Consider the following 21,301-nt stretch of genomic DNA (forward strand, 5'->3'; position numbering starts at 1 on the left):
GAGCATGTATGGCGCGGCCATGATCCGCCTCAGTGAACTGAAACTGCCTCTCCATCATGCGGATGAGGCGCTGCCCGCGGCCATTTGCCGCCGCCTGCGCGTGACGCCGCGCGACATGATCCGCTTCAGCGTGGCCCGGCGCGGCCATGATGCCCGCGACAAGGGCAATATCCAGCTCGTCTATTCGGTCGACGTCACCCTGAAGAACGAAGCCGCCGTTCTCGAACGCTTCCGCCGTGACCGCGATGTGCAGCGGACGCCCGACACCCGCTATCACATGCCGAGCACGCCACCAGCGGGAGCAAAGCGCCCCGTGGTGATCGGTGCCGGTCCCTGCGGACTGTTCGCCGCCCTGATCCTGGCCCAGGCCGGCTATCGCCCAATCATCCTGGAGCGCGGCAAGGTCGTGCGCGAGCGGACGCAGGACACCTGGGGCCTGTGGCGGCGCAGCGTGCTCAACCCCGAATCCAATGTCCAATATGGCGAAGGGGGTGCCGGCACCTTTTCGGACGGCAAGCTCTACAGCCGGATCAAGGACCCGCGTCACCTCAACCGCAAGGTGCTGACCGAGTTCGTGAAGGCCGGCGCGCCGCCCGAAATCCTGACCGAGGCGCATCCGCATATCGGCACCTTCCGCCTGGTGACGATGGTCGAGAGCATGCGCGCCACGATCGAGGAACTGGGCGGCGAATATCGCTTTTCCACCCGCGTCGACGGCATCGATGTCGAGACCGACGGATCGGGTGAACGGCGGGTGCGCGGGCTGCATCTGAACGGCGGCGGCTATCTGGAGGCGGATCATGTCGTCCTCGCCATCGGCCATAGCGCGCGCGACAGCTTCGCGATGCTGCAGGCGGCGGGCGTCTATGTCGAGGCCAAGCCCTTTTCGATCGGGGTGCGGATCGAGCATCCGCAAAGCTGGATCGATCGCGCGCGCTTCGGGCATCAGGCGGGGCATCCGATCCTCGGCGCGGCGGAATATCACATCTCCCACCACTGTTCGAACGGGCGCACCGTCTACAGCTTCTGCATGTGCCCGGGCGGTACGGTGGTCGCCGCCACCTCCGAGGAGGGACGCGTCGCGACCAACGGCATGAGCCAATATTCGCGCAACGAGCGCAACGCCAATTCGGGCTTCGTCGTCGCGATCGATCCCGAACGCGACTATCCCGGCGATCCGCTGGCGGGGATCAAGCTGCAACGCGCGCTGGAGGAACAGGCCTTTGTCGCCGGCGGCTCGAACTACAAGGCGCCGGCGCAGCGGGTCGGCGATTTCCTGGCCGGGCGCCCCTCGACCAGCCTGGGGTCGGTCACCCCCTCCTATCGCCCCGGCGTAACGCCGACCGACCTGTCGCAATGCCTGCCCGATTTCGTCATCGCGGCGATGCGCGAGGCGATTCCCGCCTTTGGCCGCCAGATCGAGGGCTATGACCATCCCGATGTCGTGATGACGGGGGTCGAGACGCGCACCTCGTCGCCGGTCCGCTTCACCCGCGGCGAGGACGGGCACAGCCTGAACACGCGCGGCCTGTTCCCGGCGGGCGAGGGCGCCGGCTATGCCGGCGGCATCCTGTCGGCGGCGGTCGACGGGATCAAGACGGCCGAGGCGGTGGCGCGCAGCATCGGCGCGGCGTGAAGATCTTCTTCGACGGCGGCCTGCGGCCCCTGCCCGCCGGCATGGAATGGGCGGTCGTGCTCGGCGGGCGCACCCATATGGCGCGGGGCCTAGGTCCCGGGACCAGCATGACGGCGGAGTGGCTGGCGCTGATCGCCGCGACCCGGCTGGCCTATGCGGAGCATGTGGCGGACGCCGTCCTGCTGGGCGATGCGGCGGCGGTGATCGCGCAGGCGAACGGCGCGGTGCGCGTGCCCTCGGCCCACCGCGCGCAGTTCCAGCTCTGGTCCGAACTGCCCCGGCCGCCGGGGCGGTTTCGGCTCCGCTATGTCAAGCGGACGCAGAATCTGGCGGGCATCGCCCTCGCCAGGCCAGGTCTCCGCCAGCCCGGATCATGATATCGCTTCCCCTGCGGGGGCGGTTTCGGCTCGTCGCATCGCGAAGGTGCGGGACAGGCCGTGATAGAGCTTCTCGCGGCATACCAACTGGCTGACGCCATCGGCGATGAAGGCGGCGGCGAACATGGGGAGCATCAGGCCACGGCTGGCGGTCGTCTCCGACAGGATGATCACGGCGGTCAGCGGCGCACGGACCACCCCGGCGAAATAGCCGACCATGCCCAGGATCACGATCGCCGAGGCGGGCGAGTCCGGAAAGATCGAGCGGAGCAGATTGCCCAGTCCAGCCCCCACCGACAGCGACGGCGCGAAGATGCCACCGGGCAGGCCCGCCACCGCCGTCGCCAGCGTGGCGAGGAACTTGGCCGGCCCGAACCACAAGGGCGCATCGACGCCGACGATCATCGCCCGCGCCGCGCCATAGCCCGTGCCCCAGGTCAGCCCGGTGCCAACGCCCAGCGCCGCCACGACCACACCGCACATCGCCGCGAACAGGATCGGCCTCTTCTTGCTCCACAGGGTCAGTCGGCTGGTGCCCATCGCCATCATCAGCATCAACCGCGCGAAACCGCCGCCCGCCAGTCCGCCGACGATCCCCGCGACCGGCGCCGCCACCAGCGCGGTGACGATCGGCATATGCGCGCCGATCAACCCGAAATAGATATAATCCCCCTGCGCCGACTGGGCGACCATGCCCGCGATCGCGATCGCGGCGACGACCAGCAGCGTCACCTTCTGCTCATAGGCCGAGGCCAGTTCCTCGATCGCGAAGAGCAGCCCGGCGAGCGGTGTGTTGAACGCCGCCGCCACGCCCGCCGCGCCGCCCGCGATCAGCACGGCACCGCGCAACGGCACGCCCAGGATACGGTGGGTCAGCCCCATGATCGCCGCCGCAATCTGTACGGTCGGCCCCTCACGCCCGACCGAGGCGCCGCCCAGCACCGCCGCCAGCGTCAATCCCGCCTTGCCGATCACCGTGCGGACCGAGACCAGCCCCTGCGTCGCCCGCTCCGGATCGGCCTGCGCCGCCATCACCTGCGGAATGCCCGAGCCGCGCGCGAGCGGCACGTAACGCCGCGTGATCCACACCAATATGGCGAACAGCAGCGGCGTGATCACCAGTGGTGCCCAGTGATAGCGCGCGGCGAAATGGCCGAACATCTCGCCCGCCAGATCGGCGGCGCGGGCGAACAGCGTGGCGGCGAGACCGATCGCCACCGCCCCGATCAGGATGGCCAGCCGCGTCCGAAACTTCACCGAGCGCGGCCCTTGTCGACGGAGGAGCGCCCGGTAACGCGCGGGCGTCCAAATCCGGTGTCCGGGGCGGGGCGGGTTCGACTCGGCCATGCATCGGCTCTACACGCGGTGGCCGCGCCATGGCCAGCCACATGCCGCGGCGATCCGCCCCGTTTGTCCAAAGGGGTCGTCGCGCCGGCCGGGATGGCGTAGCACTGACCTTTTCAACCGGTGGAAGACATAGCGGAATGGCAGAACAGACGGCCCATGCTCGAAACCCGATACGGCGATGGTGGACCCTGTGGGTCGTGGGAGGGGTCGATCATGATGCGGTGCTTCGCCAGATCGCCCAGGATTCGGGCTGGTCGGGTCGCTATGCCTTTCTGATCGTCGTATCCGCCGCGATCTCGCTGCTCGGGCTGCTGATGCCCTCGGTCGCGGTGCTCATCGGCGCGATGCTGTTGTCGCCGTTGATGATGCCGATCATCGGGCTGGGTTTCGGCATCGCGACCTTCGACACGCGCGAGATGCGCCGCGCCGCCACGGCCCTGATCGCGGGGGCGGTCATCGCGATCGCGCTGTCGGTCGTGTTCGTCACCCTGTCGCCGGTGCAGACCATCACCAGCGAGATCGCCGGGCGCACGCGCCCCACGCTGTTCGACCTGCTCGTCGCGCTGCTCTCCGCCGTGGCGGGCGCCTATGCGCTGATCCGGGGGCGCGGCAATACGGTGGTGGGCGTGGCGATCGCCATCGCGCTGATGCCGCCGCTGGCGGTGGTCGGCTTCGGGATCGCCACCGCCAACTGGACGGTGTTCAGCGGTGCGCTGCTGCTGTTCCTGACCAACGCCGTCACCATCGCGCTGACCGCCGCGATCGTCGCGCGCCTCTATGGCTTTGGCAGCCATTTGTCGCATCAGCATACGGGATGGCAGCTCGCGCTGTTCGTCGGCGCGCTCGGCGTGCTGTCGATCCCGCTCGTCGCCGCGCTGCGCCAGATCGCGTTCGAGGCGGTCGCGCAGCGCCAGACCCGCGACACGATTCGCGCACGTTTCCCCGATACGTCGCGGCTGGGGCAGCTCGACATCGATTATGGCGCCAAGCCGATCCGCATCCGCGCGGTGGTGTTCACGCCCCGGCTGGAACCCCAGGCGGACCGGGTACTGGCCGCCGATCTGCGCGCCCGGCTCAGCCGCCCCATCGACCTGCATGTCGACCAGTTGCGCGTCTCGCTGGACGACAATGGCGTCGAGGCGGCCCAGCTCGCCCGCGCCAGCGCTTCGTCCGCCCCCAGCGCCGCCGATCGGCAGCAGCGCGCCGCCGCCGATCTGGCGCTGATCGCCGGGATCGCCCCCACCGCCGTCCGGATCGACCCGTCGCAGCGTATCCTGTCCGCCGACGCCGCTCCGCTGCCCGGGCTCGGCCTGGCCGGTTATCGCACGCTGGAACAGCGGGCCGCCGGCGCCCTGCCGCAATGGACGGTTCACCTTGCGCCCCCCGCCGACACCGCGCTGCCGACGATCCGGTTCGTCGAAGGGGTGATCAACGGGGACCTGCTGGACGCCACCGCCTGGGCGAGCGAGCGATTGGACCGTACGGTGCGGGTCCATGGCGGCACCCTGGCGCAGCGGCGCGCGGTGGCCGAGGGACTGATGAGTCGCGGAGGCCAAGCAGAGGCAGGTTCGGCCGGCGGAGCATTGCGCCTGGAATGGGCGCCGCCGCCCCAGACAGCGTCCACAAGCGAAGGCCAATCGGCATCCTCTCCTGTCAGCGGAGGTGACAGGCCGAAGACCTGATGGTGGGACGCCCCATGGACAAGGCCTGTCGGTTTGAACGCCGATCGACTCGCGTAACGAGCTGGGCCCGCATGGAGGACAGTTAAGCTCCTTATCGGAGCCAATGTTTCAAGGTAACGACATCACCACCCAAAAGAACTGCTGATCTCCATCCATGTTATGGCGATGATCCGCGCCTGGTGCTTTATTGACCATCCGCTCGCGGATCGGACCATGAAGGAGGTGCATCATGCCACTCCACCATCGCCATATCCTCGTCGTCGAGGACGAATATATGCTGGCCTATGATATGCAGGCCGATCTGGAGGCTGCCGGCGCGGTCGTGATCGGTCCCGAGCCGTCGGTCATGCAGGCGCTGTCCCGGATCGATCACGAGGACCGGATCGATGCGGCCCTGATCGACCTCAATCTGCGCGGCGAAATGGCGTTCCCGGTCGCCGATGCGCTGACCGCGCGGCACATCCCGTTCCTCTTCGCCAGCGGCTATGACGATAGCGCGATTGGTGATCGCTATCCGGGGGTCGATATGTGCAACAAACCCTTCAGCAAGCGGTTGCTGCTGGGCTCGCTCATCCGCTTGCTGGACGCGGGGACGCCGCGCCACGGATGAGTGCGGCGATCGCAGGAGATGGCCGATTCCCCCACCCGTAACACCCGATGGCCGCTATATCGTGGTGCGCGGGCGACTCTGGCGCCGCGCCAATCCCAACCTGTCCGAGCAGGATCGCCAAACCCATGTCGCGGCGCTGATGCGGGCGCGGCGCGCGGTGCGGGACGCTTTGGCCAAGGACGACGCCGATGCGCTTCGCGCCGCACGAGCCGACGTCAATAATGCCAAGCTGGCCTTGGGAGAGCGTGGCCCGACCTGGTGGACCGATGGCGAGGACCTGAATCGCCATCTGGCGCGCAACACATCTTACGCCGATTGGTATGCGGCGTTGGAGGAGAACACGCCACCGGATGACTGATCGCCATGGCGCTTTCGCCACCCACCGCTGAACCATCGGGGACGGCGGTCGGTTCTGTCTGTTGCAGATCGGGAGACGAGGCAGAATGGCGACGATGACGCTGACGGGGCTGGAGATAGCCTATACCGACACCGGCCCGCGTAATGGTCCGGCCGTGCTGCTGCTTCATGGCTGGCCCGATGACGCATCGACCTGGGAGGCGATCGTCCCGGTTCTGACCGGGGCGGGCCTGCGCGTGATCGTGCCGACCTTGCGCGGGTTCGGCGAGTCGCGCTTCCGCCGTGCCGACATACCGCGCACCGGCGACAGCGCGATCCTGGCACTCGACGCGATCGCGTTAATGGACGGGCTGGGCATCACCCGGTTCCAGGTCGCGGGCCATGACTGGGGCAGCAATATCGCCGAGGCGCTGGCGGTCGGCTGGCCGACGCGGGTCAAGCGGATGGCGATGCTCAGCACCCCGCCCCGGCTGGGCGGCATGCCCACCCCGCCCTTCGACCAGGCGCAGCGGCAATGGTATCACTGGTTCATGGCGACCGCGCGCGGCGCGCAGGCGGTGCGTGACGATCGCAAGGGCTTTGCGCATATCCACTGGACCAACTGGTCGCCGCCGGGCTGGTTCGACGAAGCGACGTTCGACCGGGTGGCGAAGTCCTTCGACAATCCCGATTGGGCCGAGGTGACGATCCACAGCTATCGCGCGCGTTGGGATGAGGCGAAGCCCGATCCTGCGGGGCGCTGGCTGGCCGAACGGGTCAAGGCGAAGACCAGCCTGTCGCTGCCCACCCTCTACATCCATGGCGACCGGGACGGGGTAAACCCACCCTCCACGGCGGATGACGTGCCGGCCAAGTTCACCGGCCCGTTCGCGACCATCACGCTACCGGGCGTCGGTCACTTTCCGCAGCGCGAACGCCCCGATGCGGTGGCGCAAGCCCTGCGCCGCCTGTTCACCGGCGATGCCAGCCTGTTCCCGGTGCAGGACGTGCCCGGCAAGCCCGTCTCGCTGGCCCTGGGTGTGGCGGCTGTCGGGCTGGCCGTTGCCGCTGCCGGTATCGTCGGCGGACGACAGTGGCGCGCGCGTCAGGCGGCCGGACAGTAACTCCGCAGGAACGTCGCGTGGGGCGGGATCGGCGCGATGGCTTCGGCGATCTGGCGGTCCAGCCCCGATAAGGACTCGCGCAGCGCCTGCGGGCTCAGCATTCGCGCGATCTGGTGATGGGCGCGCGGCATCAGGCCCTGGCCGAGCATCACCGAAACCCAGGAGTCGATGCGGAACAGATCGTCCTGCCCCTGCCACGCGCCGGCGCTCTCGACGAAGAGTGCGATCCGCTCCTTCAGGCTGTCGGGGAGCGGCATCGATGCACAATGCTGCCAGAAGGGGGAATCATCCCGCTCGGTCTGGGCGTAATGCAGGATGATGAAGTCGCGGATATGCGCCCATTCCTGCGCCGATTGGGCATTGAAGCGCGCCGCCAGCGCTCCCGTATCGCCGCCGCGAAACGGGAAGGACTGGATCAGCCGCATCACCGCGATCATCACCAGATGGATGCTGGTCGATTCCAGCGGCTCGATAAAGCCCGCCGCCAGCCCCAGCGCGACGCAATTGCGGTTCCACGCACGCCGCCGCACGCCCGCGCGGAAACGTAAGGGACGCGGATCGAACAGCGGCCTCCCCTCGACCTCGCCAAGCAGCGTCGCCACCGCCTCGTCCTCGCTCATCCGGTCGCCGGCATAGACCAGGCCGTTGCCGACCCGGGTCTGGAGCGGGATCTGCCAGCGCCAGCCGGCGCGGTGGGCGATGGCGCGGGTATAGGGGACGGGCTCGCGTACCGCCTCGGTCTGCACTGCCAGTGCGCGGTCGCAGGCCAGCCAGTGGCTCCAATCCTCGAACCCGGTTTCCAGCGCCCCTTCGATCAGCAGCGCGCGAAAGCCGGTGCAGTCGATAAACAGGTCGCCCGCGATCCGCTCACCGCGTTCGAGATGCAGCGCGGCGATGTCGCCGCCTTCGCCGTCTTGCTCGACCCGGATGATCCGCCCCTCGACACGGGTCACGCCCGCCGGTTCGGCGATGGTGCGCAGGAAGCGGGCATAGGCGGTGGCGTCGAGATGATAGGCATAGGCCAAGGTCTCGTTCGCATCGCGCGCGAACCGGCCTTCGGCCGCCGCGCGGGCTTCGCGCGAATAATCGGTATAGTCACGCCCGAAACCATGAACGCGCGCCTCCAGCCAGAAATGCTGGAAATCGGCGATCGCCACCGCACGCCCGACCGTCCCGAACGGATGGAAATAGCGCGCGCCGAGCTGATGCCAATTCTCGAAGGCGATCCCCAGTTTGAACGTCGCCTGGGTCGCCGACATGAAGGCGGCCTCGTCCACACCTAGAAAGGCATGGAAGCTGCGCGCGGTGGGAATGGTCGACTCGCCGACGCCCACCGTGCCGATATCATCCGATTCGATCAGTGTGACATCGACGAGCGGCCCCAATTGCCGCACCAGCGCGGTCGCCGCCAGCCAGCCGGCGGTGCCGCCCCCCGCAACGACGACGCGGGTGATCGGGCGCGTGTCGCTCATCGATTCAACCGGTGCAGCAGATAGGCACGCAGCCGCCGCGCGCCTTGGTCATCAAGCGGCGCCAGCGGTCCCTGCGCCGCAGGCGGCAGGTGACCGGTCACGCTCTCCGCCGGTCCGAAGACATAATGATCGAAGATTGCGCGCCAGGCTTGTTTCTCCGCCGCCGGCCGGTCACGCAGCGAGAGCATCGCATGCATCACCGTATCCATCGGGCTGTCGAGGAAATCGGGCGCGGCATTCCACCAATAGTTCACCAACACATTGAAATCGTCCAGCGCCTCGACATGATGCCACCAGAGCGCGGGGTAGACGAGCAGATCGCCGGGTTCGAGCTCGGCGACCTGCGCCCGTTCGATAGCCTGAGCGAAACGGGGGAAGCGTTCCAGATCGGGCGCGGCGAAATCGACCATGCTCACCACCTGCCCGCCCGGCGTCGGCGCGAGGGGTCCGGGGTAGAGATTGGCGATCTGATCGGGCGGGAACAGCGTGAAGCGGCGGCAGCCGACCGCACAGATCGCGGCGTTGTTCGCCATGTCGTAATGCGCCGAGGCGATGGTGCGGTTGCCGATCCAGATACTGGCCAGCGGCACATGGCGGGCGAACAGTTCGCCGGTCGGGTTGAGGTCGTTCTCGCTTCGAAAGCCCGGCAGATAGGTGTCGAGATCGGTCGACCCCATATAATAGGCCGTGCCCGACCGATCGCCGAGCACTTGGGCTAGAAACTCGGCCAAGGCGAAGGGCCGCGCCTGGAAATTCAGCGCGGTACCGCTCGCGTCATAATGGAAGCGTCCCCGGATCGCAGGGTCGCCGATATAGCCGGTGACGGGCCGCCCCCGATCGAAGCGGCGCAGATAGGCGGCCGCGGCCTGGGCCGAGTGCCGGCCTTCGCGCACCAGCGGCCAGTCGGCGGCATGGCCGCGCAGGATGACGGGCATCCCCTCGGCGATCAGCGCCTCCAGATCGAGCGCGCCGCCCGCCGGCACCTCGCGAACCCGCGCCGCTGGAGTCAGGCGATCAGCCAAGGGCATGTTTGCGAATCTTGCGATCGATCAGATGGCGCAGATTGCCGAGCGACGAGGCGATCCAGATGGCGGGGCGCAAATGATCCTGCGCGTGGAGCGCCGCCAGCGTCTCCGGCTCCAGCGCCGCCAGCCGATCGGTATCGATCGTCAGGCAATCGGGGACATTGTAGCGGCGCCCCTCGTCCAGATCGAGTTGCAGCAGCGCGGGCGTCAGCAGCCCTGCGGCTTCGAGCGCGTCGAACAATTCGGTCTCGGTCTGCACGCCGACATAGATGCGCTGGAGCATTGCCGAGACATGATCGAGCAACGGCGCATTCCCGCCATGATCGCGAAAGACGGGCATGCCGTCCGGGGTCAGGCGCGGATGATCGGGATCGACGAACACCATCGGCGCGCCGTCCGCGTCATGCCCGATCGAGAAGGGCCCGCGCGCCCGTGTCGCGGGGACATAGCGCGCATCCCAATGCTCGCCGTCGAGGAACAGATTCTCGTCCGGGTCGAGGCCGAGCAACACCGTGGCGTAGAGCTTGGCACTCTCGTCCCGGCGCAGCAGGATCGCATAATCGCGCTGCAATTCCTCGAACTCGGCCGGAAAGACGCGCGTCTGGTTGATCGCATCGCCATAGCGCGCGTGATGTCCGACCGCGACGCGAAGATCGCGGTGATCGACATTGTTGAGCAGCACGAAGGTCATGATCACCCTCTATACCCGGAAGACCGCCGGGGGGCAGCGGCCTTCCGAGTTCCGGGATCAGAAGCGGTAGCGCGCACCGACCAGATAGCGGGCGGAGCCTTCCGCGAGATACCAGGTGTTCATGCGGTCGCGACCATAGGTCTGGACGCCCTCCTCCGTCAGGTTGATCGCCTCGAAGCCGAGCGCGAAGCGCGGCGTCAGGTCGAAGCTCATCGAGAGGTCGAGCTGACCATAAGGCGCGGTGAAGACCGGGTTGCGGTCGCCGCCACGGTTGATATCGCTCAGGAACTTGTCACGCCAGTTGTACGACAGGCGCATCGAGATGCCGTGTTTGTCGTAGATCAGCGTGGCATTGGCGGTATCCGACAGGCCGACCAGCGCGAAGGTGTTGACCGTCGGATCGGCGGCGATGTCGATGCCGATATTGCCGCGCACCAGCGTATAGCTGGCCGCGATGCCAAAGCCCGTTTCGCCCAGGAAATACTGGCCCGCCAGTTCGACGCCGTAGATATGCGCATCGCGATTGTTGATCGGCGTGTTCACCGCGAAGTTGAACAGCGGATCGCTGGCGTTCGGGCTGACATCCAGGGCACCCAGCACCTGGTCGACAAAACCCTGGTTCAGCGCACGGCTCTGGGTGTTGTAGTTCGCGCCGAACTGCGCGTTGGTGGCCGCGACATTGCCGTTATTTTGCTGGAGCAGCGCGGTATAGGTGAACAGGTTCACGTCCGTAATGTCCGCGCCGAAGGTGCTGGTCAACTGCTCCTTCGCCACACCGGAGCGCGTGCCCGCCGCGCCCGACGTCGCGTCACGCAGACCGAACAGGTTGCGGTTCACGACGGTGTTGCCGATGAAATTGTGCACCCGCTTGTCGAAGAAGCCCGCCGACAGGAACACGTCCTTGCGTGGATACCATTCCAGCGTGACGTCGATATTGTCGGAGGACAGCGGCAACAGCCCGGTATTGTTGGCAGACCCCGTCGCGATGCCGCCGATCGCGGTCGGCCGCCCCGGGGCACCAACACCGGTCGAGGCGAACAGATTGCCATAAGGCGCGCGCGAGATCGTCTTGCTGTACGAGGCGCGGGCGAACAGATTGTCCATCACCTCCAGCTTGGCGTCGATCGCGGGCAGCCAGTTGCTGTACGATCCGCGCGCCGAGATCGCCTGGCGATCGGTGCTGTTCTGGACGACGAAGTCGTTGTCCGCGGTCCAGACGATGGCCAGCGGCACCGGCTGGAGCGAGACCGCGCTGACCTTGGTATTTTCGTAGCGCAGGCCGGCGACGATCTGTGCGGTGCGGCCGAAGACCGTGCCGTTCCAGGTACCCTGGAGATAGCCCGCCCAAATATTCTCGCGCACCGAATTGTCGCTGTTGGCGTCGATATTGTTGCGATGGTCGACGCCGTCGTTGGTCACGCCAATATAATGGTTGAACAGCGTGTTGTAGAGCTTGGTCGCGTCCTGGGTGCGGAACGCGATCTGGGTGTTCGCGTCGGCGTTCGGGTTGTTATGCTCGAACTTGCAGGTGTTGCAGAATTGGAAGACCTGTCCCGGGGCCAGCTGCGCGACGTCGGGCGGCAGCGAATTGCCCCAGTCGCCCAGCACCTGGCGGGTGTTGTACTGGGTCTGGCGCGTAGTGGTGGTGCGATAGTCGCCACCGGCGTCGAAGCGGAACTGGTCGTTCAGTTCCCAGCCGGCATCGGCGCGAATCTCCTTGATCCGCTGCGTCTGGTTCGACGCGAACTGGCGCTGCACCGCGCTCGACAGATCGCCGACATCGAGGATGCCGTTGTTGTTGCCCTTGATGAAGCTCTGGCCCGTGGGGGTCGTGCTGCGCGTGCCGTCATTGATGGTCAGCGTCTGCTGCGGGAAACCGTTGTCGGTCCAGTACAGGCTGTGCGCGGCCACGACCGGCGCGTTGATCGCGACGGTGGTCGAGGTCTGGCCATTGGGATTGTCCGGCGAGCTTTGCGCCTCGCCGATATGGCCGTCGATCGACAGGGTGAACCGATCGGTCGGCTTCCATGCGATATTGCCGCCGAAATCGTACAGCTTGTTCTTCTGTGCGCGATACGCCTGCTCGAAGGCGGCGTCCTTCACGCCGTTGATCGTCTCGGACAGGAATTGCGTCGTCGCGATACCGTTGCTGGCATCGTCGAACGTCACCTCGCCGAACGGACGGTTGAACCAGTTGGACTGGCTCGACCGACGTTCCGACTGGCGCAACTGGGCATAGAGGCCGTCGGCGGTGAAGGTCAGCGTGTCGGTCGGGCGGAATTGGATGATCGCCTGGCCGTTGATGCGCTCGCGGCTGGCCTCCGAGAAGTGATAGCGGAAGTCATTGGGGACGGAGACCAGCGGATTGCCGGTTGGGCGGTTGTTGATCTTGGTCGCCGCGTTCACGAACCCGTTGGCGGGGTTCAGGAAGTCGTTCAGCGAGCGGATATTCCAATTGTCCGGCGCGACGCTGGCGAAGCTGAAATTGCGCTTCTGATAACTGCCGAACAGCGACACGCCGAAGCGCTGCTCGCTGTCGGACCAGCCGACCGTGCCCGACGCCTCGGGCGTGACGCGCGCGCCGCAGTCGATGCAGTCGGCCGAGCTATTGTCATAGCTGCCCTTTACGCCCAGCGAGCCGACGAGGCCGGTGTCTGCCGAGTCGAGCGGACGGCGACTGACCACGTTGATCGTCGCGCCGATGCCGCCCGAGGGGATGGCGGCGCGGCCGGTCTTGTAGACCTCCAGCGTCTTCACCCCTTCGGAGGCGAGGTTGGAGAAGTCGAACGACCGGCCGAAGCCGCCCGCGCCGTCGCCGCCCTGGTCGCCGCCGACCGCGACGATGTTGGACGTGGCGAGCTGACGACCGTTGAGCGTGACCAGATTATATTGCGCGCCGAAACCGCGCACCGTGACGGTCGAACCTTCGCCGTTGCGCCGGTCGATCGACACGCCGGTGATACGCTGGAGCGACTCGGCCAGGTTGGTGTTGGCGAACTTGCCGATATCTTCCGCGCTGATCGCATCGACGACGCCGTTCGAATCGCGCTTGATCGCGATCGAGCGTTCCAGCGAGGCGCGGACACCGGTGACGACGATGTCGGCGCTATTGGTCTCGGGCTGGGCGTTGGTGGGGCTGGCCTCTCCGGCGGGCGGCGGCGGATTGCCGGTATCGGCCTGCGGCGTGCCCTGTTGCGGGTCGCCGGCGGCGGTGGTCTGCGCGCCGGCTTGGGCCGCCAGCATCAGCCCGGCGCTGAGGCCCAGAATCGATGTCGAGCGCACGAGTACGCGCGCAAGCCTTGTCCCCTTCATCCCACCTCTCCCTTTGACGGCATCATCGCGCCGTCTGTTTTTCCCGGTCATTTATCTGGCCGGTTTTTGTATGAAGCTCTTGCTATACCGACCGACATCGGTGTCAACGAAATTGCCACCCACCTATGTCGGTCGGATCGATCAATTGGTCGACTGTGCTCCCGCCGCCACAGTCACATCGCCCGACGCCACGGGATGCTCGGCATCGGTGGCCAGCGTCAGGCGATAGCGACCCGGCGCGGTGGCCCAGCCGCTGCCCTTGGTCCAGCGTGCCAGGATGCGCGGATCGGCGGCGATCGACAATTGCCTGGTCTCGCCCGGCGCCAGCGTCACCCGCTGGAACCCTGCGAGGCGCAGCGGCCCCTGCCCTTCGCCGGTGACGTAAAGCTGCGGCACGACGACGCCCGCCCGCTGGCCGCTATTGGTGACCGCGACCGCCACCGATGGCGTCGCGCCGCCAGTGAAGCGCGGCGTGCCGAAGCGGAAGCGGGTGTAGCTGAGCCCATGGCCGAACGGGAATAGCGGCCGGTCGCCGCGCGCGGCATACCAGCGATAGCCGACATCGCTGCCTTCCTGATAATCGACCGGGAAAGGTGCGAGGTCGCCGGTATCGACCACGCCGGCATTGCTCGACGCATCGGTCAGCGCGGTGACGCCGGCGGGCAACACGGGACGCGGGCGCGGCAGTTGCGAAATGGCACGCGGAAAGCTGATCGGCAAACGGCCCGAGGCATCGACCTGCCCGAACAGGACGCGCGCGATCGCCTCGCCGCCGCGCTGGCCGGGATACCAGGCCTGGACGATCCCGGAGACATCGCCGACCCAGGGCATCAGCACCGGGCCGCCCGTCTCCAGCACCACGACGCTGCGCGGATTGGCCTTGGCCACCGCCGCGATCACCGCATCCTGATTGTCGGGCAGCGACAGCGAGGGGGCATCCTGCGCCTCGGTCTGCCACTGGGTGGCGAACACGATGGCGACATCGGCGGCCTTGGCAGCTGCCGCTGCCGCCGCCGGATCGCGCCCGTCGACGAACGTCACCTGCGCGCCCGGTGCCGCCGCCCGGATCGCACGAAGAGGGGAGGAATTGTGATAGGTAATCCGGGCGAAAGAAGCGGCCGCGCCCTTGGTCAGCGGAATCTCGATCGGCACGCCACCGACCGAGCGTACCTGGCTCGATCCGCCGCCCGACAGCACGCCGACATCGGCATGGCCGCCGATTACGACGATGCGCTTGGCCGTCGCCGCCAGCGGCAGGACGTCGCGGTCGTTCTTCAGAAGGACGATTCCCGCCTCGGCCGCGCGCTGCGCCACATCGGCATGCGCGGCATAATCGATGGCTTGCGCAGTCGCGGGCGTGGGATCGTCATAGAGCCCGCTGGCGATGACGCCGGTCAGGATCCGCGTCACCATCTCGTCGAGCCGCGCCTCGGGCACGCGTCCGCCTGCGATCGCATCGGCGAGCGGCTGACCGAAATAGATCTGCTTGTCGAGTTCTTGCCCCGATTCCTGATCGAGACCGGCCAGCGCGGCCTTCTCGGTCGAATGGACCCCGCCCCAGTCGCTCATGACGAAGCCCGGATAGCGCCATTCGCTGCGCAGGACGTCGGTCAGCAGGAAGCGGTTCTCGCAGGAATAGTCGCCATTGACCTTGTTATAGGCGCACATGACCGATCCCGGCCGGCCGCCGTCGATCGCGATCTTGAACGCGAGCAAGTCGCTCTCGCGCAAAGCCTTTTCGTCGATCCGTGCGTCCAGGATGTTGCGTCCCGTCTCCTGCGCGTTGAGCGCATAATGTTTGACGGTCGAGACAATATGGTTCGATTCGACGCCCCGGATCGACTCGCCCCCCATCAGGCCGGCGAGCAGCGGATCTTCGCCCAGATATTCGAAATTGCGGCCGTTCCAGGCGTCACGCGTCAGGTTGACGCCACCCGCCAGCAGCACGTTGAACGTCTTGGCGCGTGCCTCCGCCCCGATCATCGCGCCGCCGGCATAGGCGATGGCGGGATCGAAGCTGGCGGCGGTGGCCAGGCTGGAGGGCAGAGCCGTCGCGGTATCGCCCTTGCGCTGCTCGACCTGATTGGCGACGCCCAGGCTGGCATCGCTTTCGCGCAGCGTCGGCACGCCCAGACGCGGGACGCCGGGGACATAGCCGGCCGAAGGGATCATGTCGGCATGGCGTTCCTTGGTCATCGGGGGGAACAGGCCATGGACATAGGCCAGCTTCTCCGCCCGCGTCATCGCCTTGACCAGCGCGCGGGCACGCTCCGCTGCAGGGACATCCTTGTTCTGCCAGGCACCCTGGGTCGGGCTTTGCGTCGCCTGCTGGGCCGACAGGGCCACGGGCGCGGCCCCGGCGAGAAGGGCGGCGGCGAAAGCAAGGCGGTACGACATGAACAGGCTCCTGGCGATCGGGGTCCCGCAGGAACATAGGGTCATGGCGACGCAGGACTGCCCGTCCCGTCGCTTGATCCTCTCCTGATGAAACCCCGTTTCTCCGACGATGTTCGGCGTGTATGACATCGGTGTCAACGCCAAATCGGTGATGACGGCTGGGCGGCACCCTGCCCAAGGACGGGACATGCCCCACTTCCTGTCGCGTTGCGACGGGGCACGGCGCGGCTAGAATGGATAAGATATGCGGCGATACCCGATTCCTCCCCGTCTCGCCGCCTCACTCCCGGATATACCGCGATGAAGCCGCTGACGATCAAGGACGTGGCCCGGCAGGCCGGCGTTTCCCCCAAGACCGTGTCCCGCGTCATCAATGGCGAGGCGCATGTCCGCCCCGAAGTACGCGAGGCGGTGGCGCGGGTCGTCGCCGAGATGAATTATCAGCCCAACGCCTTTGCGCGCGGGCTGTCGAGCACCCGATCCTTCCTGATCGGGCTATTCTTCGACGATCCGGGGTGCAGCTATGCCAATGACGTGCTGCTGGGCGCATTGGGGCGGGCACGGGCGCTGGGCCGGCATCTGGTGATCGAGACGGTGGCGTTCGACCGTGCCGACTGGCGCGAACGGCTGGAGGAAAGCCTGCAAGGGCTGCGGCTGGGCGGCGCGATCCTGACGCCGCCGATCTGCGACTGCGACGAACTGATCGCGATCTTCGAGCGGCATGACGTGCCCGTCGTCCGCATCGCGCCGGGCACCCACACCGCGCGCACGCCGCGCGTCTGGATGGACGACCGGGCGGCGGCGCGCACCATGACCGAGCATCTGCTGGCGCTGGGCCATCGCCAGATCGGATTTGTGCGCGGCAATCCGCAGCATACCGCCTCCGAACGCCGCTGGATGGGCTTTTACGAGGCCATGACCGATTTCGGCATCGTGCCCGACATGGCCCGCGTGTTTCAGGGCGACTTCACCTTCCGCTCAGGGCTACTCGCCGCCGAGGCGCTATTACGCGGGCCCAACCCGCCCAGCGCGATCTTCGCGAGCAACGACGAAATGGCGCTGGGCGTGCTGACCGCCGCCAGCGCCGCACAGATCGCGGTGCCGCAATCGCTCGCCATCGCCGGGTTCGACGATGCGCAACTGGCGCGCATGGCCTGGCCGCAGCTCACCACCATCCGCCAGCCCAATGTCGAAATGGCCGCCGCCGCTATCGATCTGCTGGTCGAGCGCGCCCCGGATGGCGGCGCGATGCAGGCGCTCGAACTCCCCTATGAACTCGTCGTCAGGGCCAGTTCGGTCGAGGAGGAGGCGCGCGAGGCCCAGCCAAAGGCCAGCACCGGCAGATAGCAGGCCGCCGGCAGGAGCAGCGCCGGCAGCAGGCCGACCCGGTCGGCGAGTAATCCGGTCAAGAGCGGCACGACCGCACCGCCCACCACCGCGACGCAAAGCACCATGCCCCCGGCGGGCGCTTCCTCCGCGCGGGGCGGCAGCGCCAGGACATAGATGGTCGGGTACATGATCGAATTGGCGATCCCGACCGCGAGCAGCGCGATGGTCGCCGCCATCCCCTGTCCCAGCAACGCCGCCAGCACCAGACAGGGCGCGAGCGTCGCGGCGGCGGCGAGCAGATACGCGGGCTCCATCCGCCGCAGCAGCGCGGCCCCCGCGAACCGCCCGACCATCGCCCCGCCCCAATAAAGCGCGACCAGCCGGGCCGCCGCGACCGGCGACCAACCCGAGGCATGGCGCGTCATCAGGAAATCGGTCAGCAGCGCACCGATCGTCACCTCCGCGCCGACATAGGCGAAAATCGCCAGCGCCCCGCCCTGCAAACGCCGGTTGCGCAGCGCGGCTGTCCATGTCCCGCGCGTGCGCCCATGCCGCCCCCCTTCGCCAAGCAGATCGCGGTAGCGGGCAAAGCCCAGAGCCAGCCCCGCCAGCGTCAACGCCGCCAGCCCGAACGGCAAGGCGGGCATCCAGCCCGCCGCCCGCCCCGTCGCGGGGATCAGCGTGCTGGCGCCCAGCACCGGTCCGACCACCGTGCCCAGCGAATTGAACCCCTGCAGCAGGTTGAGCCGCGTCGCCGCCAACCGGGGATCGCCCGCCATCGTCACCGCATTGTTGCTGGCGATCTGAAGAAAGGTCGCCCCCGTCGACAGGGCGAGCAGCGCGATCAGCACGGGCGCATAGGCCTGCGCTCCCAGCCCCAGGATCAACAGGGTGCTGCCCAGCGCCATGATCGCCAGCCCGGTGGCGTTGGCACGCATATAGCCGGCCTGCGCGACCAGCGCGGCGGCGGGAAAGGCGAACAGCAGATAGCTGGAGAAGGAGGCGAACTGGATCGCACTCGCCGCGCCGTAACCCAGCCCCCAGGCCAGCCTTACGCGCGGCACCAACAGGCTGATCGAGGAGGCCACGAATCCGCCGATGAAGAACACCCCGATTGACAGCCGGAACAGCAGGGTCGCCGTCCGCGCCGGATCGGCCATGGGGACAAGCGGTGACGCAGGCTGCGGATCGCGGGCGGACATGGCACCATGCCTATCAGCTTTTGGCGCATCGCCAACAGCGGGACGCCGCACGCCAAAAGCGCAAGATTGGTCGAGCAGGCCATGGGTCGCCGGGGTAACCGGAATGGCCACGAGGGACGGACAGGATGACGACGGCGATCGACCATTATCGCACCCGCATGCAACGGGTGCTGGATCATATCGACCAGCATCCGAGCGGCGATCTGGACCTGGACGCGATCAGCGGGATCGCGGCCTTTTCCAAATTTCATTTCCACCGACAGTTCACGGCGATCTTCGGCCTGTCCGTCTATCGCTATGTCCAGCTCGCCCGGCTGAAACGCGCCTCGCACCAGCTCGTCACCGACCGGGCGCGCAGCGTGACCGATATCGCGCTGGAGGCCGGCTATGACGCGCCCGATGCCTTCGCCCGCGCCTTTCGCGCACGGTTCGCGCAATCGCCCTCGGCCTTTCGCAAGGCACCGGACTGGACCCCGTGGCTCGCGGCCTTCGCGCCGGTCAACATCGCCAGGAGCAAGCTGATGCCCATCACCTACACCACCGACGACGTCACCATCCGCGACATGCCGCCGACCCCGGTCGCGCTGTTGGAACATCGTGGCGACCGCGCCACACTGGACCAGACGATCCAGCGCTTCATCGCCTGGCGCAAGGCCGCCGGGCTGTCGCCTCAAACCAGCCCGACCTTCAACATCTTCCGGTCCGAGCGCGTGCCCGCCAATCCGGCCGATTACAGCATGGACCTGTGCGTCGGCACCGACCGGCCGATCGGGCCCGAGGATGCGCCGATGCAGCCCGGCGTCATTCCCGGCGGACGCTGCGCGGTCTTCCGTGTCGTCCACAATACGCATGATCTGGAGCCCGCCGCGCTCTATCTCTACCGCGAATGGTTGCCCGCCAGCGGCGAGGAGGCACGCGACTTCCCGATCTATTGCCGGCGTCACCTGAATTTCTTCCCGAATGCGGCGGTCCATGACGTGGTCGTGGAGCTGTTCCTGCCCCTGCAATAGGATCGGTGGACGCCACGGACCCGCCGGGCGATCGGATCGTTTGTGGCGTCATGCCTCATCCTGCCATTCTTCCCGATCATGTCGCCGTCATCACCGGCGGCGCCAGCGGCATCGGCCTGGCCGTCGCCCGGCATCTCGCCGCCGCCGATATGAGCATCCTGCTCGCCGATATCGACGAGGATGCGCTGGCCGAGGCCAAACACGCCCTGCGTGACGAGGGTCGGCGGGTCGAGACGATCCGGGTCGATGTCGGCGATCCATCGCAGATCGCCCGGATGAAGATCGCCGCGGAGGATCTGGGCCGCGTATCGATCCTGATGAACAATGCCGCGCGCGAAGGCGGCGGTGGCATCTTGGCGGGCGCCAATATCTGGGAGCGGACGATCGCGACCAATATGATGGGCGCGGTATATGGCGTGCAGCACTTCCTGCCCGCGATGCTCGCCGCCGACTGGCCCTGCGCGATCGTCAACACCGGATCGAAACAGGGCATCACCCTGCCCCCCGGCGATACCGCCTATAATGTCAGCAAGGCCGGGCTGAAGGCCTTTACCGAGAGCCTGGCGCACGATCTGTTGGCAACCGATGGCCGGGTCAGCGCGCATCTGCTGATCCCCGGCTTCACCTATACCGGCTTTACCAAGCGGCGCGGGATCACCGAACGGCCCGCAGGCGCGTGGAGCGCCGATCAGGTCGCCGACTATCTGCTGTCGGGCATGGCGCGCGGCGATTTCTATATCCTGTGTCCCGACAATGATGTGACACGCGCAATGGACGAGCGCCGCATCGCCTGGGCGGCGGGCGATATCATCGATAATCGCCCGGCTTTGTCGCGCTGGCATCCCGATCATCAGGACGCTTTCGCACGCCATATGGAGGACAAGGCATGAAGATCGGTTTCATCGGGCTGGGGCAGATGGGCGCCGCCATGGCGAGCAATCTGGTGCAGGCCGGCCATGACGTGACCGTATGGAACCGCTCGCCCGACAAGACCGAGCCGCTGGTGGCCGCCGGTGCGACCCGCGCCGAACGCCCGGTCGATGCGGCACAGGGCGATGGGGTGATGACGATGCTGGCCGATGATGCGGCGCTGGAGACGGTGGTCTTCGACGCCGATGGCATCGCCGGCGCCCCCGCACTGCATATCGGGCATAGCACGATCAGCCTGGCACTGGCCGATCGGCTGGCGGATACGGCGGGGCCATCCGGCTATGTGTCCGCGCCGGTCTTCGGCCGCCCCCCGGCGGCGGCGGCCGGCAAGCTGTTCGTCGTGGCGGCGGGCGACGATGCCGCGCTCGACCGCTGCCAGCCGCTCTTCGAGGTCATCGGCCAGCGCGTGTTCCGCATCGGCGAAAAGCCCTCGGCCGCCAATCTGGTCAAGCTGAGCGGCAATTTCATGATCATGGCCGCGGTCGAGGCGATGGCCGAGGCGATGACCCTGGCCGAGAAGAACGGCGTCGATCGCGCCACCCTGCTCGAAGTGCTTACCGGCACGCTGTTCGGTTCGCCCATCTACCAGACCTATGGCGAGATCCTGGTCGAGGACCGGTTCCGCCCGGCGGGCTTCACCGCGCCGCTGGGGCTGAAGGATATGAGTCTGGTCGACGCCGCCGCAACACATGCCGCCGTGCCGATGCCACTGTTGGGCATCGTGCGCGATCACCTGCGCGGCGCGATCGCGCAGGAGGGGCGCGATATCGACTGGGCCGGGATCGCGCTGGCGGTGCGCAAGGGCGCCGGCGTCTGACGCC

The 21,301-nt window shown here is 67.3% G+C and carries 17 protein-coding genes; 10 read left to right on the forward strand and 7 right to left on the reverse strand.

The genetic code is table 11. The features are described from left to right. The first annotated feature begins 19 nt into the window (after nt 1–19). Nucleotides 20–1,636 carry an NAD(P)/FAD-dependent oxidoreductase gene (locus tag SP6_RS11860; protein ID WP_007404777.1) on the forward strand — a complete coding sequence of 539 codons (1,617 nt, stop codon included), beginning with the start codon at nt 20–22 and terminating at the stop codon, nt 1,634–1,636. After that, complete coding sequence (locus SP6_RS11865; RefSeq protein WP_007404831.1) at nt 1,633–2,013, forward strand: ribonuclease H family protein; 381 nt, start codon at nt 1,633–1,635, stop codon at nt 2,011–2,013. The genes SP6_RS11860 and SP6_RS11865 overlap by 4 nt, the downstream gene beginning before the upstream one ends. Here SP6_RS11865 and SP6_RS11870 read toward each other — a convergent pair. Then, nucleotides 2,008–3,270: a chloride channel protein gene (locus SP6_RS11870; protein WP_007404795.1), complete on the reverse strand. Its 1,263-nt coding sequence runs from the start codon at nt 3,268–3,270 to the stop codon at nt 2,008–2,010. The two genes, SP6_RS11865 and SP6_RS11870, sit on opposite strands and share 6 nt — an antisense overlap. A 227-nt stretch (nt 3,271–3,497) precedes the next feature. Between SP6_RS11870 and SP6_RS11875 the strand changes: the two genes are divergently transcribed. From SP6_RS11875 to SP6_RS11890, 4 genes are all read left to right on the forward strand, one after another. Then, entirely contained in the window at nt 3,498–5,042 is a 1,545-nt protein-coding gene (locus SP6_RS11875) for a DUF389 domain-containing protein (RefSeq protein ID WP_045078249.1), read from the forward strand. Nucleotides 5,043–5,271: 229 nt separating this feature from the next. Further along, nucleotides 5,272–5,652: a response regulator gene (locus SP6_RS11880; RefSeq protein ID WP_007404747.1), complete on the forward strand. Its 381-nt coding sequence runs from the start codon at nt 5,272–5,274 to the stop codon at nt 5,650–5,652. Nucleotides 5,653–5,713: 61 nt separating this feature from the next. Beyond that, nucleotides 5,714–6,010, forward strand: coding sequence for a hypothetical protein (locus tag SP6_RS11885; protein ID WP_007404819.1), 297 nt, complete (start codon nt 5,714–5,716; stop codon nt 6,008–6,010). A gap of 85 nt (nt 6,011–6,095) precedes the next feature. Continuing rightward, nucleotides 6,096–7,112: an alpha/beta fold hydrolase gene (locus SP6_RS11890; protein WP_045078251.1), complete on the forward strand. Its 1,017-nt coding sequence runs from the start codon at nt 6,096–6,098 to the stop codon at nt 7,110–7,112. Here SP6_RS11890 and SP6_RS11895 read toward each other — a convergent pair. The 5 genes from SP6_RS11895 to SP6_RS11915 all read right to left on the reverse strand — a co-directional run bounded on the left by SP6_RS11895 (nt 7,094) and on the right by SP6_RS11915 (nt 16,009). Continuing rightward, the gene (locus SP6_RS11895) at nt 7,094–8,584 is read right to left on the reverse strand and encodes a tryptophan halogenase family protein (protein WP_007404771.1); all 1,491 of its coding nucleotides are present in this window, start codon (nt 8,582–8,584) and stop codon (nt 7,094–7,096) included. The genes SP6_RS11890 and SP6_RS11895 overlap by 19 nt on opposite strands. Then, entirely contained in the window at nt 8,581–9,612 is a 1,032-nt protein-coding gene (locus SP6_RS11900; protein ID WP_037568369.1) for a cupin-like domain-containing protein, read from the reverse strand. The genes SP6_RS11895 and SP6_RS11900 overlap by 4 nt, the downstream gene beginning before the upstream one ends. Further along, the gene (locus SP6_RS11905) at nt 9,599–10,300 is read right to left on the reverse strand and encodes a SapC family protein (protein WP_007404740.1); all 702 of its coding nucleotides are present in this window, start codon (nt 10,298–10,300) and stop codon (nt 9,599–9,601) included. The genes SP6_RS11900 and SP6_RS11905 overlap by 14 nt, the downstream gene beginning before the upstream one ends. 57 nt (nt 10,301–10,357) lie before the next feature. Next, nucleotides 10,358–13,612: a TonB-dependent receptor gene (locus tag SP6_RS11910; RefSeq protein ID WP_007404727.1), complete on the reverse strand. Its 3,255-nt coding sequence runs from the start codon at nt 13,610–13,612 to the stop codon at nt 10,358–10,360. 141 nt (nt 13,613–13,753) lie between these two features. Continuing rightward, the gene (locus SP6_RS11915) at nt 13,754–16,009 is read right to left on the reverse strand and encodes a beta-glucosidase family protein (RefSeq protein ID WP_007404708.1); all 2,256 of its coding nucleotides are present in this window, start codon (nt 16,007–16,009) and stop codon (nt 13,754–13,756) included. A 300-nt stretch (nt 16,010–16,309) separates the two neighbouring features. Here SP6_RS11915 and SP6_RS11920 point away from each other — a divergent pair, with 300 nt between their 5' ends. Beyond that, entirely contained in the window at nt 16,310–17,356 is a 1,047-nt protein-coding gene (locus SP6_RS11920; protein WP_042469097.1) for a LacI family DNA-binding transcriptional regulator, read from the forward strand. On the opposite strand, the gene SP6_RS11925 is transcribed toward SP6_RS11920, so the two are convergent. Continuing rightward, nucleotides 17,278–18,540, reverse strand: a complete 1,263-nt coding sequence (locus tag SP6_RS11925; RefSeq protein WP_007404702.1) for an MFS transporter — start codon at nt 18,538–18,540, stop codon at nt 17,278–17,280. The two genes, SP6_RS11920 and SP6_RS11925, sit on opposite strands and share 79 nt — an antisense overlap. A gap of 125 nt (nt 18,541–18,665) precedes the next feature. On the opposite strand from SP6_RS11925, the gene SP6_RS11930 reads away from it, so the two are divergent. Genes SP6_RS11930 through SP6_RS11940 form a run of 3 tightly spaced genes read left to right on the forward strand, consistent with a single transcriptional unit; the run spans nt 18,666 to nt 21,297 of the window. Beyond that, a complete protein-coding gene (locus SP6_RS11930; protein ID WP_007404735.1) occupies nt 18,666–19,550 on the forward strand; it encodes an AraC family transcriptional regulator in 885 nt (294 codons plus the stop codon). A gap of 5 nt (nt 19,551–19,555) precedes the next feature. Next, nucleotides 19,556–20,440: an SDR family NAD(P)-dependent oxidoreductase gene (locus SP6_RS11935; RefSeq protein ID WP_233419825.1), complete on the forward strand. Its 885-nt coding sequence runs from the start codon at nt 19,556–19,558 to the stop codon at nt 20,438–20,440. After that, nucleotides 20,437–21,297, forward strand: coding sequence for an NAD(P)-dependent oxidoreductase (locus SP6_RS11940; RefSeq protein WP_007404865.1), 861 nt, complete (start codon nt 20,437–20,439; stop codon nt 21,295–21,297). The genes SP6_RS11935 and SP6_RS11940 overlap by 4 nt, the downstream gene beginning before the upstream one ends. The last annotated feature ends 4 nt before the right edge of the window (nt 21,298–21,301 follow it).

Origin of the sequence: Sphingomonas paucimobilis NBRC 13935 (assembly GCF_000739895.2) — a bacterium.
In the GTDB taxonomy this organism is placed as follows: Bacteria; Pseudomonadota; Alphaproteobacteria; order Sphingomonadales; family Sphingomonadaceae; genus Sphingomonas; species Sphingomonas paucimobilis.